The organism is Massilia sp. YIM B02763, assembly GCF_030412015.1.
Lineage (GTDB): Bacteria > Pseudomonadota > Gammaproteobacteria > Burkholderiales > Burkholderiaceae_D > Telluria.
Window position 1 is genome coordinate 143,222 of the sequence record NZ_JASNRD010000003.1, and the last position, 15,651, is coordinate 158,872.

The 15,651-nt window shown below is 66.9% G+C and carries 15 protein-coding genes; 7 read left to right on the forward strand and 8 right to left on the reverse strand.

Features of this window, described 5'->3' with window-relative positions; genetic code table 11:
- Position 1 precedes the first annotated feature (1 nt).
- On the reverse strand, positions 2-1,291 hold the full coding sequence (locus QPK32_RS06295) for a nitrate/sulfonate/bicarbonate ABC transporter ATP-binding protein (protein WP_290411926.1): 1,290 nt from the start codon (positions 1,289-1,291) through the stop codon (positions 2-4).
- A gap of 26 nt (positions 1,292-1,317) precedes the next feature.
- The gene (locus QPK32_RS06300) at positions 1,318-3,027 is read right to left on the reverse strand and encodes an ABC transporter permease subunit (RefSeq protein ID WP_290411927.1); all 1,710 of its coding nucleotides are present in this window, start codon (positions 3,025-3,027) and stop codon (positions 1,318-1,320) included.
- Positions 3,028-3,561: 534 nt separating this feature from the next.
- Here QPK32_RS06300 and QPK32_RS06305 point away from each other — a divergent pair.
- The 3 genes from QPK32_RS06305 to QPK32_RS06315 are packed head-to-tail and all read left to right on the forward strand — an operon-like array spanning position 3,562 to position 6,902.
- A complete protein-coding gene (locus tag QPK32_RS06305) occupies positions 3,562-4,770 on the forward strand; it encodes a pyridoxal phosphate-dependent aminotransferase family protein (protein ID WP_290411928.1) in 1,209 nt (402 codons plus the stop codon).
- Between the two features lie 51 nt (positions 4,771-4,821).
- Entirely contained in the window at positions 4,822-5,532 is a 711-nt protein-coding gene (locus tag QPK32_RS06310; RefSeq protein ID WP_290411929.1) for a response regulator transcription factor, read from the forward strand.
- Positions 5,532-6,902 carry a cell wall metabolism sensor histidine kinase WalK gene (locus QPK32_RS06315; RefSeq protein ID WP_290411930.1) on the forward strand — a complete coding sequence of 457 codons (1,371 nt, stop codon included), beginning with the start codon at positions 5,532-5,534 and terminating at the stop codon, positions 6,900-6,902. The genes QPK32_RS06310 and QPK32_RS06315 overlap by 1 nt, the downstream gene beginning before the upstream one ends.
- A gap of 13 nt (positions 6,903-6,915) precedes the next feature.
- On the opposite strand, the gene QPK32_RS06320 is transcribed toward QPK32_RS06315, so the two are convergent.
- Both QPK32_RS06320 and QPK32_RS06325 read right to left on the reverse strand, forming a co-directional pair.
- The gene (locus QPK32_RS06320; protein ID WP_290411931.1) at positions 6,916-7,665 is read right to left on the reverse strand and encodes an SDR family oxidoreductase; all 750 of its coding nucleotides are present in this window, start codon (positions 7,663-7,665) and stop codon (positions 6,916-6,918) included.
- Between the two features lie 10 nt (positions 7,666-7,675).
- On the reverse strand, positions 7,676-8,602 hold the full coding sequence (locus tag QPK32_RS06325; protein ID WP_290411932.1) for a LysR family transcriptional regulator: 927 nt from the start codon (positions 8,600-8,602) through the stop codon (positions 7,676-7,678).
- A 127-nt stretch (positions 8,603-8,729) separates the two neighbouring features.
- On the opposite strand from QPK32_RS06325, the gene QPK32_RS06330 reads away from it, so the two are divergent.
- Entirely contained in the window at positions 8,730-9,158 is a 429-nt protein-coding gene (locus QPK32_RS06330; protein ID WP_290411933.1) for a PACE efflux transporter, read from the forward strand.
- A 15-nt stretch (positions 9,159-9,173) separates the two neighbouring features.
- Here QPK32_RS06330 and QPK32_RS06335 read toward each other — a convergent pair whose 3' ends face one another.
- Both QPK32_RS06335 and QPK32_RS06340 read right to left on the reverse strand, forming a co-directional pair.
- Entirely contained in the window at positions 9,174-9,731 is a 558-nt protein-coding gene (locus QPK32_RS06335; protein ID WP_290411934.1) for a dihydrofolate reductase family protein, read from the reverse strand.
- 46 nt (positions 9,732-9,777) lie between these two features.
- Entirely contained in the window at positions 9,778-10,122 is a 345-nt protein-coding gene (locus QPK32_RS06340; RefSeq protein ID WP_290411935.1) for a hypothetical protein, read from the reverse strand.
- Between the two features lie 624 nt (positions 10,123-10,746).
- Here QPK32_RS06340 and rdgB point away from each other — a divergent pair.
- Complete coding sequence (rdgB, locus tag QPK32_RS06345) at positions 10,747-11,331, forward strand: RdgB/HAM1 family non-canonical purine NTP pyrophosphatase (protein ID WP_290411936.1); 585 nt, start codon at positions 10,747-10,749, stop codon at positions 11,329-11,331.
- Entirely contained in the window at positions 11,328-12,566 is a 1,239-nt protein-coding gene (gene hemW, locus QPK32_RS06350; protein ID WP_290411937.1) for a radical SAM family heme chaperone HemW, read from the forward strand. Before rdgB ends, hemW begins: the two co-directional genes overlap by 4 nt.
- Positions 12,567-13,192: 626 nt before the next feature.
- Here hemW and QPK32_RS06355 read toward each other — a convergent pair.
- Positions 13,193-13,606 (reverse strand): SMI1/KNR4 family protein, encoded by a 414-nt coding sequence (locus tag QPK32_RS06355; protein WP_290411938.1) that lies wholly within the window; start codon positions 13,604-13,606, stop codon positions 13,193-13,195.
- 447 nt (positions 13,607-14,053) lie between these two features.
- On the opposite strand from QPK32_RS06355, the gene QPK32_RS06360 reads away from it, so the two are divergent.
- Positions 14,054-14,671: a DUF1349 domain-containing protein gene (locus QPK32_RS06360; protein WP_290411939.1), complete on the forward strand. Its 618-nt coding sequence runs from the start codon at positions 14,054-14,056 to the stop codon at positions 14,669-14,671.
- 8 nt (positions 14,672-14,679) lie between these two features.
- Here QPK32_RS06360 and QPK32_RS06365 read toward each other — a convergent pair whose 3' ends face one another.
- Positions 14,680-15,624, reverse strand: a complete 945-nt coding sequence (locus QPK32_RS06365; protein ID WP_290411940.1) for a hypothetical protein — start codon at positions 15,622-15,624, stop codon at positions 14,680-14,682.
- Positions 15,625-15,651: the final 27 nt, after the last annotated feature.

Here is a 15,651-nt window from a genome sequence, read left to right on the forward strand (position 1 = left end):
ATCAGGCCGCGGGCAGCTTCAAGCGCCCCGTGTGGTAATCGTACTCGTACAACTCCCCGTAGCGCCCCCATTCCACGGCCACTTCCAGCATCCGCCTGGCCTGCTCGGCCTCCAGCGTTTCTTCCAGCAGCGCCAGCACCCTTTCCTCGGCCAGCACGCGTTCCGGTTCCTCGCGCAGCTGGCGGCAGATGCGCGCCGTCAGCGGGACCTCGGTCAAGAGCTGGCGCCCGAACAGCGACTGGCGCAGCGCCTGGCCGGCATGGACGTAATGGCGCCCCAGCGCCGTCAGCGCGATGTCGCCGCCCTCGACCTGGGCCAGGCCCAGCATGGCCAGCGCCTCGTAGGCCGGGAACAGTTCCTCGTCCGGCAGCGCCGCGTCTTCCGACAGCTGCGGCAGGTCGGCGCGGCCGTCGAACGGGCTGCCCGCCAGCAGTTCCAGCACGCTCTCGATGCGCGCGACGTCGGCCGCCGGCAGGCGCCAGTCGGCGCCGGCGGCGGATGGGCGGCCCGGCGGCGCGGGCGCCGGCGCGCGCATCGTCATCAAGCCGTAGACCTCGTCGATCAGCGCGCGCACGGCCGGGGAGTCGGCGTCGCGCGGGCGCGGCAGGTCGATCCGGATCTCGCTGCGCACGCGGCCCGGATCGCTGGACAGGATCACGATGCGGTCCGCCATCATCACCGCTTCCTCGATATTGTGCGACACCACCAGGATGCCGCGCGTGGGGATGCTCGCGCCGTCCCACAGGCCCAGGATGTCGTTGCGCAGCGTCTCGCCCGTGAGCACGTCGAGCGCCGAGAAGGCTTCGTCCATCAGCAGCACGTCCGGATTGGTGACGAGGGCGCGCGCGATGCCGACCCGCTGGCGCATGCCGCCGGACAGTTCGCGCGGCAGCGCGCCGCCGAAGCCGGCCAGGCCGATCAGTTCCAGCATGGCGTCGGCGCGGGCGCGCCGTTCGGCCGGCGCCACGCCCTGCGCCTCGAGTCCGAGCTCCACGTTCTGCTGCACGGTCAGCCAGGGGAATAGCGCGAAGGACTGGAACACCATCGCCACGCCCGACAAGGGGCCGTTGATCGGGCGGCCGCGGTAGGCGGCGCTGCCCGCATCGGGCCGGGCCAGGCCCGCGACGATGCGCAGCAGCGTCGACTTGCCGGAACCGGACTTGCCCAGCAGCGCGACGATCTCGCCGTCGTGCAGCGCGAAGTCGACGCCGTCCAGGACGGTGCGGGGGGCGCCGTCGGCGCTGCGGAAGGTCTTGGCGACCCCGGTCAGTTCGATCAGTTTGTCGTGCATGGTGGTTCTCCTGGTTGTCTCGGATCTCAGCGGCGGCGTTCGGCGAGCTCGTACAGCCGGCGCCAGAAAAAGCGGTTCAGCAGCATCACGAATACGCACATGACCCCGATGCCGAGGGCGAGGCGGTGGAAGTCGCCGGCATCCGTCATCTGCTTGATGTAGCTGCCCAGGCCATCGGCCACCAGCGAGGTCTGGCCCCAGCTGACGTATTCGGCCACGATGCTGGCGTTCCAGGAGCCGCCGCTGGCCGTGATGGCGCCGGTGACGAAGCTCGGGAACACGGCGGGCAGGTAGACGCGCTTCCACTTGAGCCAGCCCGACAGGCCCAGGTTGGCCGCCGCCAGGCGCAGCTCGCCCGGCAGCACGGAAGCGCCGGCGACCACGTTGAACAGGATGTACCACTGGGTGCCGAACACCATGAGGGGGCTCAGCCACACGTTCGGGGTCAGGCGCAGGTGCACCAGCAGGTACACGACCAGCGGGAACATCAGGTTCACGGGGAAGGCGGCCAGGAACTGGGCCACGGCCTGCACCTTCTGGGCCCAGCGCGGGCGCAGGCCGATCCATACCGATACGGGCACCCAGAACAGCGACGCCAGCGCGATCAGCAGCAGCACCCGCGCGAGCGTGATGCAGCCCAGGCCGACGACGCGCAGCGCCTCGCCCCAGCCTACCTGCGCGTGGATGAACACGAGGAAGCGCCAGGCGCCCAGCAGCGCCAGCACGACCAGTGCCGCGTCCACGGCGCGCGCCTGCCAGGCCGGGGCCGGACGCGCGGGCGCCACGGCGCGGGCGCCGGGGAACCAGGCGAGCGTGCGCGCCAGCCGCTCCCACGCCGCATCGCTGACGGCGCGCATCCACTTGCTGCGGCGGCCCCAGTCGAGCAGCCAGGAGCGGCGCACGGCCTCGCCTTCGGCGCCCGCCTCCTCGAAGCGGAATTTGTCGGCCCAGGCCAGCAGCGGGCGGAAGAACAGCTGGTCGTACAGCACGATGCCGGCGAACATGGCGCCGATGGCCCAGGCGATGGCGGCGCCGTCGCGATGCTCGATGGCGACGGCGATCCAGGCGCCGATGCCGGGCAGCTTGATGTCCTGGCCGGCCACGGAAATCGCCTCGGCGGCGACGAGGAAGAACCAGCCGCCCGACATCGACATCATCATGTTCCACAGGAGCGCCGGCAGCGCGTACGGCAGTTCGAGGCGCCAGAAGCGCTGCCAGGCCGACAGGCGGAACACGCGCGCCGCCTCCGCCAGCTCGGGCGGGATCGTCTTCATCGACTGGTACAGGCTGAACGCCATGTTCCAGGCCTGCGAGGTGAAGATCGCGAAGATGGCGGCGCATTCGACGCCGAGCAGGCGGCCGGGAAACAGCGCGATGAACGGAGCGATGGCGATCGCCTGGAAGCCCAGGATCGGCACCGACTGCAGCACGTCCAGCAAGGGCACCAGCACTTTCTCGGCGGCGCGCCAGCGCGTGGCGGCCACGGCGAAGGCGCAGGTGAAGACCAGTGCGCAGGCGAGGGCGGCGAACATGCGCAGGATGGTGCGCATGAGGTACCAGGGCAGCAGGGCCGGATCGAGGACGATGGGCGCCTGCTGGCCCAGCACGAACGGCCGGTCCATCTGCATGGCGCCCCAGGCGACGATCGCCAGCAGCGCCAGCACGAGCGGCAGCAGCGCCCAGTCCCAGCGGTTGGGCATGGCCGCCGGAACGGCGGCAAGACGGATGCGTGACATCGGGTTCTCCGGCGGTGCGGGAACCCTTTCAGTGCGTGATTCGATCGGTAGTGCGCCCGTTGCGGGGCGCGACCGCGGGCCGCCCTCCGTGGAGGGCGGCGTGTGCCGGGTCGACGTGTAGAAAAGCGTCCCCCGGGGAGAAAAGGGGACGCAAATGCCGTCACTCGCGCTGGGGCGAGACGACGGCAGGGAGAGAACCTGCGTTATCTTGCCGGGGCGCGGCCGGCACGACGCCGGCTACAACTGCCACTCGAACAAGTGCCCATGAAAGGGACTCCATAAAAAACGATAAAGGGTGCTTCCGTCCGGCGCGATGCCGGTGGCGCCGACACTGACCGTGCCGGCGCATTCGGAATGGAAGCCATGATAGTCCGCATGGACCTTGCAGTGGGTTACGGTTTGGTAATGATGGCTTGGCAGGGATGCAGGCGCGCCGCGCAGGCACTGGATATTACCGAACTGTAATAACCGGGAGGCGGGCCCTCACCTATACTGGATTGACACTACCGCTTCCCATCAGCCCGAATCCATGCCATGACCGCCATGCACGACATCAGCGAAATCGCCGACTGGCTGCACAGCCACGCCATCCACCACGAGTCCGCGGTGCACGATACCTTGCCCGATCCCGTGTTCCGCGTGGGCGGCGAGCCGGCCGTGTCCTTCAGCACCAACAACTACCTGGCGCTGGCCAACCATCCGCGCCTGGTGGCGGCGGCCAAGGCGGGGCTCGAACGCTACGGCGTCGGCAATTGCGAGTCGCGCCTGCTGGGCGGCGACCTGCCCGTGTACCGCGAACTGGAGCGGCGCCTCGGCGCGCTCAAGCACAAGAGCGATGCCGTGCTGTTCGTCACCGGCTACATGACGAACATCGGCGTGCTGTCGACGCTGGTGAAGGCGGGCCTGCTGGCGCGCCTGCACGGCTTCCGTCCCAGCAAGCGGCGCAAGTACGCCTATTTCACGGACGAGTACAACCACATCAGCATCCGCGAAGGCATCCTGATGTCGGGCGCCGACAAGCACACCTACCGCCACGCCGACATGGATCACCTGGAGTCGCTCCTGAAAAGCGCGGACGGCGTCAGCCCGATCATCGTCAGCGACGGCGTGTTCAGCATGGAAGGGACGATCGCGCCGCTGCCCGAGCTGACCGCCCTCGCCGAGAAATACGGCGCCATCCTGTACATCGACGATGCCCACGCCACCGGCATCCTGGGCGACAACGGCGGCGGCACCTCGGAACACTTCGGCTGCTACAGCGAGACCATCATGCAGATGGGGACCCTGTCCAAGGCGCTCGGTTCCATCGGCGGCTTCGTCGCGCTGGAACGCGAGATGGCCGACGTATTGCGCCTGACGAGTTCCGCCTACGGCTTCACCTGCCCGCCGCCGCCGGACCAGGCCAACGCGCTGCTGGCCGCGCTCGATTTGCTGCAGGAAGAGCCGGAGCGGCGCCTGCGCCTGTGGGACAACCAGCGCTACTTCGTCGAGCGCATGCGTCCCCTCGGCTATACCCTGACCGCGACCGAGACGCCGATCGTGCCCGTGATGATCGGCGAGGCCGAACGCTGCCAACGGTTCGCCCGCGCCCTGCGCGCGGAGGGCATCCATGTCGACGCGATCCAGTTCCCGGCCGTGCCGGTCGGCCAGGCGCGCCTGCGCTTCATGCTCAACGCCGCCCACACGCGTGCCCAGATCGACCACGTGGTCGACACGATGGCGCGCCTGGGCACCATGTTATAGTCGGGCGGACGTCAGCCGCCTCCTGATTTCACCCGTATTTCCCTATCCGTTATGCCAACCTGCCTGGTCATCGAAGACGACACCGAAACCCGCGACTACCTCTGCACCGGCCTGGCGGCCGCCGGCTACGCCGTCACGGTCGCCCTCGACGGCATCGAAGGCAACCGCCGTATCCAGGAGGCACCGTGGGATGTGATCGTCCTGGACCGCATGCTGCCGGGCCAGGTCGACGGCGTCGACATCCTCGAACAGATGCGCGCGCGCGGCGACACCACGCCCGTGCTGATCCTGTCCGCGCTGAACAGCGTCGACGAACGCGTGCACGGCCTGCGCGCCGGCAGCGACGACTACCTGTCCAAGCCCTTCGTCATGTCCGAGCTGCTCGCGCGCGTGGAAAACCTGGCGCGCCGCTCGGCCTGGTCGCGCGACGTCAGCCAGCTGCAAGTGGCCGACCTGCAGCTGGACCTGCGCACCCAGCGCGTGTCGCGCCAGGGCACCGTGATCAACCTGCAGCCGCGCGAATTCCGCCTGCTCGAATACCTGATGCGCCACGAGGGACAAATCGTCACCCGCGCGATGCTGCTGGAATCCGTGTGGGAATACCACTTCGACCCGCAGACCAACGTCATCGACGTCCAGATCAGCCGCCTGCGCGGCAAGGTCGACAAGGATTTCGGCACGCCGCTGATCCACACCGTGCGCGGAGCCGGCTACGTCCTGAGCAGCACGCCCGTCCTCGGCCATGCCAATGCGGAGCGCTGATGGGAAGCGCTGATGCGCGCCTGAGCCTGCGCGGCTCCATCGCCGCGCGCCTCGCGGTCGGCTACGGCCTGCTGCTGGCGGCCACCGTCGCCGCCGTCTCGCTCGTGTTCTACCTCGGCACCGTGGGCGTGTTCGAGCGCGCCATCGACAACCAGATCACGGCGATCGCCACGCGCATGGCGCAGGCCTGGCACAGCCAGGGTTCGCAGGCGCTGCGCCACGAGATCGACCTCCAGCTCAACGACAGCATCGACAGCGACGTGGAGATCGTCGGCCTGGTGGACGACCGCGGCCGCGTCATGGCGGGCAACATCCCGCGCTGGAAGAGGCCCTTGCCGGCATCCGGCGAACTGGCCTTCGCCACCATCGAGCGCGACGGCGCCCCCGTCTCGGTGCGCCTGGTGGCGCTGCCGCTGGACGACGGCAGCAGCCTGCTGGTGGGACGCGACCTGCGCGAGCTGGATGCGATCCGCAGCGTGATCGAACGCGCGCTGGCCGCCAGCGCCGCCGTCTCCGTGCTGCTGGCCTTCATCGGGGCGCTGGTGTTCCGGCGCAGCCTGGAATCGCGCCTGGGCCGCATCCGCCGCACCGCCGCGCGCATCGCCGGCGGCGACATGTCCAGCCGCATCGCCGTGCAGGGCGACGACGAGTTCGCGCGCCTGGGCGCCGACATCAACCGCATGCTGGACCGGATCGAGTCGCTGATGGAAGGCGTGCGCCACGTCTCGAACTCCATCGCCCACGACCTGCGCACCCCGCTGGGCCGCGTGCGCAACCGCCTCGACCGCGCGCTGCAGGCCAGCGCCGACCCGCAGGCCCTGGTGGGCGACGCGCGCCTGGCCATCGAGGACATCGACGGCCTGATCTCCCTGTTCGACAAGCTGCTGCAGATCGCCGCCGCCGAAGCGGGCATGCGCACCCGGTCCTTCGAACCGTTGGACCTCGGGGAAATCGCACGCGACATGGCCGAGCTGTACGAAGCCACCGCGGAAGAGCAGGGCGTCACACTGCGCGTCACCGACGGCGAGAACGTGCGCGTGCCGGGCGACCGCCACCTGCTGGCCAACGCCCTCGCCAGTCTGATCGACAACGCCATCAAGTATGCGCGCACGGGTCAGTACGTCGACATCGACGTTCGCCAGGCGGAAGCGGGCGCCGTCGTCAGCGTGCGCGACTATGGCCCGGGCGTGCCCGAAGAAGACCTGCAAAAAGTGACGGAACGCTTCTACCGCGTCGACCAGAGCCGCCACCTGCCGGGCAACGGCCTGGGGCTGTCGATCGTGACGGCGATCGCCCAGCTGCACGGCGCCGCGTTCAGGCTGCGCAACGCGGGACCGGGGCTCGAGGCGAGCATGCGGTTTCCGGGCTAACGATCAGGTCCGGTTAACGCCCGCCGGAGACGTCGATAAACGACCCGGTCGTGTACGAGGCGGCATCGGACAGCAGCCACAGGATGGCATGCGCGACTTCGGACGGCTGCCCTCCGCGTCCCATGGGCACGGAGCCCGCCAGGCGCGCCACGCGTTCCGGCTCGCCGCCGCTCGCATGCATGTCGGTATGGATGAGGCCAGGCCGTACGCCGTTGACGCGGATGCCTTCCCCGGCGACTTCCTTGGACAAGCCCACCGTCAGCGCATCCATCGCCGCCTTCGACGCGGCGTAATCGACATATTCGCCCGCGGCCCCGAGGACGCCGGCGCGCGACGACACGTTCACGATGGCGCCGCCCGGGCCGCCATGGCGCAAGGACATGCGTTTCACCGCTTCGCGCGCGCACAGCATGCTGCCGACGACGTTCGTCGCCATGATGCGGTGGATGCGCGCGGCGCTCATCTGCTCGACGCGCATCTGCTGCGACAGTACGCCGGCGTTGTTGACCAGCGCGTCCAGCCGGCCATGGGCATCGTCGACGGTGCGGAACATTGCCTCGACCTGGCGTTCGTCGGACACGTCGGCCTTGATGGCCATCGCGACGCCCCCGCGCGCGGCGATGGCGTCGACGACGCCGCGCGCGGCCCGTTCGTCGGCCAGATAGTTGATGCACACCCGGTACCCCTGTTCGGCGGCCTGGAGGGCGCAGGCGGCGCCGATGCCGCGGCCGCCGCCGGTAATCAAGATCACTTTTGTCATCATGTTTGTCCTTTCATGTCATGGTGTCGCGAGTAAATTCGCCCTTGCCTGCGAGGCCCTGCCCGTACTCGCCGAACACCGCTTCCATGAAATCGACGACGGCCCGGATGCGCGCGCTCTTGCGCAGGCCGCCGTGCATCGACAGCCAGATCTCCTGGTCCAGCTCGGGGATATGGGGAATCGCGGCGGCGAGATGCGGCTGGTCGTCCGCCAGGAAGGTCGCCAGCACGCCAAGGCCGGCGCCATGGGCGACGCCGTCCAGGATACCGAGTCCGTAACTGCAGCGCATCCACGGCGCCTGCGCGCCGGGCAGCGCGCGCAGCCACCGGTCCGACTGGAACTCCGCGCGCGGCTCGTCGAAGCCCACGAACGGCACGCCCGCCCATTCCCCTTGCGCGATGGCGCCGGCATGGCGCACCGTGACTGCCCGGCTGCCGTACAGGCCGAACGACAAGGTGCCGATACGGCGCGCGACGAGGTCGAGCTGTTCGGGACGATACGGCCGGATCGCGATGTCGGCTTCGCGCCGCGCCAGGTTGTAGGGGCGGTGCGACGTGACGATTTCCACGTCGACGTTGGGATGGCGGTCGTGGAAGCGCGCGAAGCGGGTGGTGAGGAAATAGGACAGCCACTCGTCGGTATTGATGCGCACGAGGCCGGAGACGGCATGCGCGTCCTTGCGGTCGCGCGTGCGCTCGACTTCCAGCGCGATCTCGCCCATCTGCTCGGCCAGTGCGAACACGTCGGTCCCGAACGCCGTCGGGATGCAGCCGCCCTGGAAACGCTCGACGAGCTTCTGCCCGACCGCTTCCTCGAGGTCGTCGAGCCGGCGCGACAGCGTGGCCGCGCTCAGGCCGGCCTTCCTGGCGGCGCCGCGCAGCGTTCCTTCCTGCGCGATAAAGGACAGGAGGCGCAGGTCATCCCAGTTCAGGTGTTTCATATCTGAAGCATCATGCCTCAATTTTGCCCGTATGAATACATTTTTGGCTATGCGATCATGCGTGCCGATGACTCATCGCGCATCCGGGCCATCGGCACCGTGATCGCGGCACCCTTTAAGGATACCCATGCGACCATTCCGCGATCGCGTACGACACGCGCTCCTGTTCGAGGCCGTTGCCCTCGCCATCTTCATTCCCGGCTCGTCCCTGCTGTTCGGCGAGCCTCTGGCCCATATGGGCGTGATCGGCATCGCCTCGGCGACCATCGCCACGCTGTGGAACTTCGTGTTCAACGTCGGCTTCGACCGCGCCATGCTGCGCCTGCGCGGCAGCGTGCACAAGACGATGCCGATCCGGGTCGCCCACACTTTCCTGTTCGAGGCGGGACTGGTCGCCATGCTGGTGCCGATGATCGGGTGGTACCTGGGCATCGGCCTGTGGGCGGCGCTGTTGATGGACATTGCGATCGTGACGTTCTACCTCGTGTACGGGTTCCTGTTCAACATCGCTTACGACCGGGTGTTTCCCATTGCAGGCGCGGCGCGCCCGGCTTGACACGACAGCGCAAGCTCACGGTGCGCGCCGGTAGTGCATGGCGACGGCGCCGTTGCGCAGCGGCGTCGCCGAGACCAAGGCGAGCCGCCGCGTGCCGGGCAGGCCACCCGCGTACAGGGTGGGGCCGTGGCCGGCGATCCTGGGATGCACGAGAAACCGGTACTCGTCCACCAGGTCCAGCCGGTCCAACGCGGCAGCGAGCTTGCCGCTGCCGAGGAGCACGCCGTCCGGCGTCGCATCCTTGAGCCGGCGTACGCCCGCGGACAGGTCCCCGGCGACGTGGTAGCTGTTCGTCCAGGGGAAATCCTGTCGCGTCGAGGACACGACGTACTTCGGCTTGGCTTCCAGCTTGCGCGCCCATTCGCGCATCGCCGGTGGCGCCGCCGTGTCGCCGCGGGCGACCGCCGGCCAGTAGTTCTCCATCATCTCGTAGGTGACGCGGCCCCACAGCATCGCGCCGCACGCGTCCATCAGGCGGGTGAAGAAGGCGTGCGTTTCGTCGTCGGCGATGCCTTCCTGGTGGTCGACGCAGCCGTCCAGCGTCACGTTGATACTGAAGGTCAACAGGCCCATGGTGTTCTCCGTTCGTCCGTCGAATGCAAGGCCGGAAAGATTGCGCCTACCACTTGCACCCGCTGTCGTCGACGGCGTTTTTCGCCAGGTCCACGGCCAGCAAGACCACGTTGGCCAGCAGGTTGGTGCTCTCGGCACGGGCCGTCTGGCAGTCGACGCGGCGCGCGCGTTCGAGGGGACTGACGACCCGGCGGTCGGCGTTCGGATCCACGACCGGTTTGCGGCTCTGCGCCGCCAGCATGGCGTTGCCGTGTTCGCGCGCGACCAGGCGTGCGGTGGCGCGCGCGGCGGCCAGGTCGACGGCCGGCGCGGCGGCGCCGGGATCGGTGGCGGGGCGGGTGCTGGCGTCCGCGCTGTTGGCAGCCTCGTCCGGCGTTTCGATGGCCGTCACTGCCGGTCCGGAGGATGGCGTATCCGCATGCGCTTGGCGCCGTGGCTGCGCCGGCTTGGGCGCAGCGCGTGCCTGCGTGGGACTAGAAAGCGGAGCGGCCTCCTTCGACGCACGTGCGGGCGCGGGCACAGGCACAGGCACAGGCACAGGCACAGCGCGAGTCGGCTTGGGCGCAGCCGGCACCAGCCGCACCTCCATCTGCCTGGTCGGGCCGGTGTCCTCGTCGGCGCGCGGGGAGAGTCCGGAATGCCACAGCCAGCCCACGGCAAGCACGTGGAGCAGCAGGCTGATGCCCAGGCCAAGCATGGAACGGCGCGTCGCAGGCCGCTGCAAGATGATGGTACTGGACAGGCTGGCGGTTTGGCTCATCGGATCATTCTAGCGGGGTGACGCGCGTCAAAACTCACACACTGTAACGGCGGACGATGGCCTGCGATCGATACGGCTGCCGATACCAGCGCAGGCCATCAGGGCACAGTCCAATATTTTGCAACTAACCGACGCAGCGTGCACAAAGCGCGAAAGCGCAGGCAAGGCCAGCACCCGGGCAGCCGCGCAGGTAGAATGACGCCTTTCGGCGCCCGCTGCGCCGTCATGAACAGATACCGCGAACAGATACCGACCATGACCCAACGCCTCATCCTTGCCTCGAACAACGCGGGCAAGCTCAAGGAATTCGCCCAGTTGCTTGCCCCGATCGGCTTCGACCTGCATCCGCAGGGCGAATTCAACGTTCCTGAAGCGGAGGAACCGTTCGGCACCTTCGTCGAGAACGCGCTGCAGAAGGCCCGCCACGCGGCGCGCCTGACGGGGCTGCCGGCCCTGGCCGACGATTCCGGCGTGTGCGTGAACGCCCTCGGCGGCGCACCCGGCGTTTACTCGGCGCGCTTTGCCGGCGAGCCGAAGTCGGATGCCCGCAACAACGAAAAACTCGTCAAGGACCTGGCCGCGCACGCGGACAAGTCCGCGTACTACTACTGCGTGCTCGTGTACGTGCGCCATGCGGACGATCCGCAGCCCGTCATCGCCGACGGCATGTGGCGCGGCCAGATCGTCGACACGCCGCGCGGCGCCAACGGCTTCGGCTACGATCCCTATTTCCTGATCCCGTCGCTGGGCAAGACCGTGGCCGAGCTGGCGCCGGGCGAAAAGAACGGGCTGTCGCACCGCGGCCAGGCCCTGCGTGCATTGGTAGAAAAACTGAAATGATTCCGATCAAACCGGTCGCCGACCTGCCGGGCGTGGAACCGCGCTCGCCGGCGACGGCGGCGCTGCAATACCTGCAACCCGGTTCGCTGAACCTGAAGGCGCTGCCGCCGCTGTCGCTGTACATCCACTGGCCGTGGTGCGTGCGCAAGTGCCCGTACTGCGATTTCAATTCGCACGAGTCGAACGGCCCGATTCCCGAGCAGGAATACCTGGAGGCGCTGCGCGCCGACCTGGAGATGTCGCTGCCGCTGATCTGGGGCCGCAAGATCCAGACGATCTTCATCGGCGGCGGCACGCCCAGCCTGATGTCGGCCGCGGCGCTGGACCGCCTGATGTCCGACGTGCGCACGCTGCTGCCGCTCGACCTGGCGGCGGAGATCACGATGGAGGCGAATCCCGGCACCTTCGAGTCCGAGAAATTCCGCGCCTTCCGCGCCAGCGGCATCAACCGCCTGTCGATCGGCATCCAGAGCTTCAACGGCAAGCACCTGCAGGCGCTGGGCCGCATCCACGACGATGCGGAAGCGATGCGCGCCGTCGAGATCGCGCACGCGCACTTCGACAACTTCAACCTCGACCTCATGTACGCGCTGCCCGGCCAGACGTTGCTGGAAGCGCGCCAGGACCTCGACAAGGCGCTGTCGTTCGCGCCGCCGCACCTGTCGCTGTACCACCTGACGATGGAACCGAACACGGTGTTCGCCAAGTACCCGCCGCAGCTGCCCAGCGACGACGAGAGCGCCGACATCCAGGACATGATCTTCGAGAAGATGGCGGGGGCCGGCTACGAGCACTACGAGGTCTCGGCCTATGCGAAACCGGGCCACCGCGCGCGCCACAACCTGAATTACTGGGAATTCGGCGACTACCTCGGCATCGGCGCCGGCGCCCACTCCAAGCTGTCGTTCCCGCACCGCGTGCTGCGCCAGGCCCGCTACAAGCAGCCGGCCTCGTTCATCGAGGCGGCGAAGAAGGGCAATGCCGTGGCCGAGGAGCACGAGATCGCGCGCGCCGACATGGGCTTCGAGTTCATGCTCAACGCCTTGCGCCTGGCGGACGGCTTCGATCCGAACCTGTTCGGCGAGCGCACCGGCCTGTCGATCACGGCGATCGAGAAGGCGCTGGATGAGGCGGAAGGCAAGGGCTTGCTGTACCGCGACTTCAAGGTGATCCGGCCGACGGCGCTGGGCCAGCGCTTCCTCAACGATTTGCAGGAGATGTTCCTGTCCGAGTAACGTGGCGGGCATGTGATGGCTGCAGCGGCTGCGCCCACCCGATGGATCGATCGCTCGACTTTGGAAGAACAACAAAATTTGCCACAAGCTCTCGTACGAGCTGGATCAATTCCGGCATATTGTTCATGCGAATAATGTTTGCTCCAACATCGCGGTGAGCGGTATTGCACCGTTGCTTGCAACAAAGGGCTCGCTGCGATGTAGGCGACTTATGGGCTTCGGCAACGTCCGCTTTCGACCCAAAGCGGACGATGGCGTTCGATTTAATTTTTTCTTTTGAAAGAAAGAAGTCGGACTACTTGTCCGCTCGTGAGTAGGACATCGACCTGCTCCTGTGCTGACGGGACAAGATTGCTATATTCATCTTCTAACCAGGATACGACAGTGTCGACCTCCCAAGGCCCGAGCGACGCCATGTACCCATCGTACTCATCTTGGATTTCTCGCCACGATGCGTAAGGCTTCCGAGAGATCAGCACTTCCTCGTTTCTAGTGAAGATAATGTGTAGTTCACTCATCGAACATCCCTTGTAAGGCGCGGGTTTCGTAGCAAGCCAATGTCCGCTTCTGGCCGTTTCCTGCCTCTAGTGTACGGCAGCAACCGACCCGAAGCGGACGAAGAACCGCTAAGCCTTGGCCTGAAATTCTTCCGTCACCAAGGCGAGTAGGTCGTGCAAGCTAATTTCGCACTCGTAGGTATTTCGTTGGTCGCTTGATGAGGACAACCTATAAGCATGGTCGTAGTACATGAGCTTCCATGCCTCTCCCTTCTTCAACAAGATGAAAAAGGCCCCGCCAGGGTCATTACCGATCACCACGCCGTCTTTTGGGATATCTTCCGCAAGCTCCCTCTGCCAGAATTGGAAGTCAAGGTTCGGTTGAAGATCGAACCCGAACAGGCAGTCGCATAGCACCTCGGTTCCGTCGCTCAGTCTGATGCTGCGATCTTGTCGACAGGTACCGCCATTACGGGTAACTAAAAAGTGGACGTACTCAGCAGGCAGAGCGAATCCACTAGCTATGTCGTAGGCAGATTGCATTGGACTCCTCGAATGACAGGATCGTTAGACCATTAGGGCGGGAGCGTCCGCTCCTGGCCGATCTCGGCCGTTAGCCTCAGAATAACAGGTTGTACTCAAGGAAAGATCACAGAGTGTCACGAGGCCCGCCACCAGCCCAATGAGCCTTCGCATCTACTTGATGATATAGCCGGTGTCGCTATTTCTACTTGTTATCAGAAAAGAGCGCATGTAGACGGTCATAAATCCTTCCGGTGCTTCGCCAAAGTCCCGGGACTGAAGCCGATAAGTTCGAGGCCGAACCAGGACGTGCGCGTGGCAGGGCGCTACGAAAAAACCTGATCTCCGCCGGATGCGGTCGCGGCTAGCCAATCCAGGTTGAAGGAACCTTCCATGCGTCGTCGTACAATATGACGTGTTCTTCCCATTGTGGCCTTCTCCGCACACGCCCGATCCAGCAAAAAAACAATGCCATCATCGACTCCGCAGAACCTCGACACGTCCGGAACCAGCTTCGCAGGCTGCGGGTGGACGAATCCTCCCCCGAAATCGCGTATTGTCGACGACACGCTTCATGTGACGACGGCTCACGATACCGATTTCTGGCGGATCACCAGCTACGGTTTCATCCACGATAACGGGCACTTTTTCGCGAAAAAAGTCGACGGAGGCTTTACGGCGCAGGTCCGGATCCATGCTGATTTCAAGGAGTTGTACGATCAGGCCGGATTAATGGTCCGCATCGACGAGACAACGTGGATCAAGGTGGGAGCTGAATTTTCGGACGGACAACCCATGTTCAGCACCGTGCTGACGAATGGGAAGTCGGACTGGAGCGTAATGCCTGCGCCCGACAACAAGGATGGATTCTGGATCCGCATTACCGTCAGCGACGGCGTCGTACGTGCCCAATATTCCGTCGACAAGAAGAATTGGCCGATGCTCCGGCTGGCGCCGTTTCCGGAGGCGGCCCACTACGCCGTCGGTCCGATGTGCTGTACACCGAAAGGCAAGGGGCTCGACGTCGCGTTCAGCGAATTCGTGGTGACGGCGGCGTTGAAGAAGGACCTGCACGACCTGAGCTGAAGGCTCGATCAACCCCGCTGCCCCGCCGCCAAGGCGGTCAACGTCCGCGCCATTCCCGCCACCACGCGCGCGATGCCGTCGTAGTCGCGCGGGTCGCGCCGTCCTTCGTTGTCGATGCCTTCCCGGTCGTCGTCCTGGATGGGGCGGTACGGGAAGCGGTTGAACGCCGTGTCCGTCACCGTCAGCGCCGGCGCGCCGGCACCGGCCTGGCCGTAGGCCGCGCCGCCGGAGAGCGTCACGCCCTGCATGTAGGCGGGCGCCGCCAGCCCGTGATCGTCGGTCTCGGCGCCGCCCTGGAACGCCGCCAGCGCATCCTGTACCCGGCGTGCCGAACCCAGCGTACCCACGTAGGCGACGAAGCTGCCGCTGTCGGCCGGCGGTTGCGATGGCGGCCCGGCCAGCCGGCCATGGCGCTTGCGCGCGGGCGCGGCCGATGCGGCGGCTGGGCGGGGATCGAGGAAGAACACGAAGCGGATTGCCGTACCCGGGCTGGGACGCACGTCCTTCAGCAGGCGCGCCAGTTCCAGCACGGCCGCGGCGCCGCCGGCATCGTCACGCGTGGCCACCGGAAGGCTGTCCCCGGCGCCGTCCGGCGGCGGGTCCAGCCGGAGCGGATCGAGGCGGGCGCCGATGACGAAGGTGCGTTCCGGCTTGCCGTGCGCGGGGATGTTGGAGAGCGTTGCCTCGAGGTCGTGGCCGCCGCCGTCCGGCGGGGACAGGCGCTTGACGCGGTAGCCCGCCATGCGCAGCACGCCGCCGATGTAGGCGGCGGTATCGGCACGGCGCGCGTCGATGGGGCCGGGCGACTGCAGCGCCATCACGTGGGCGCGCAGGCGCACGGCCAGCGGCGGCTCGAGCGTGGCCGCGCCGGGGTTCACGGTGACGAGTGCCAGCAAGACCAGCAGGATGATGGCGACGATGGCTTTCCAGTGTGATCGGAAAAAGCTGCGCATGGGTGGCGGGCGGCGCAAAAGGCGTCC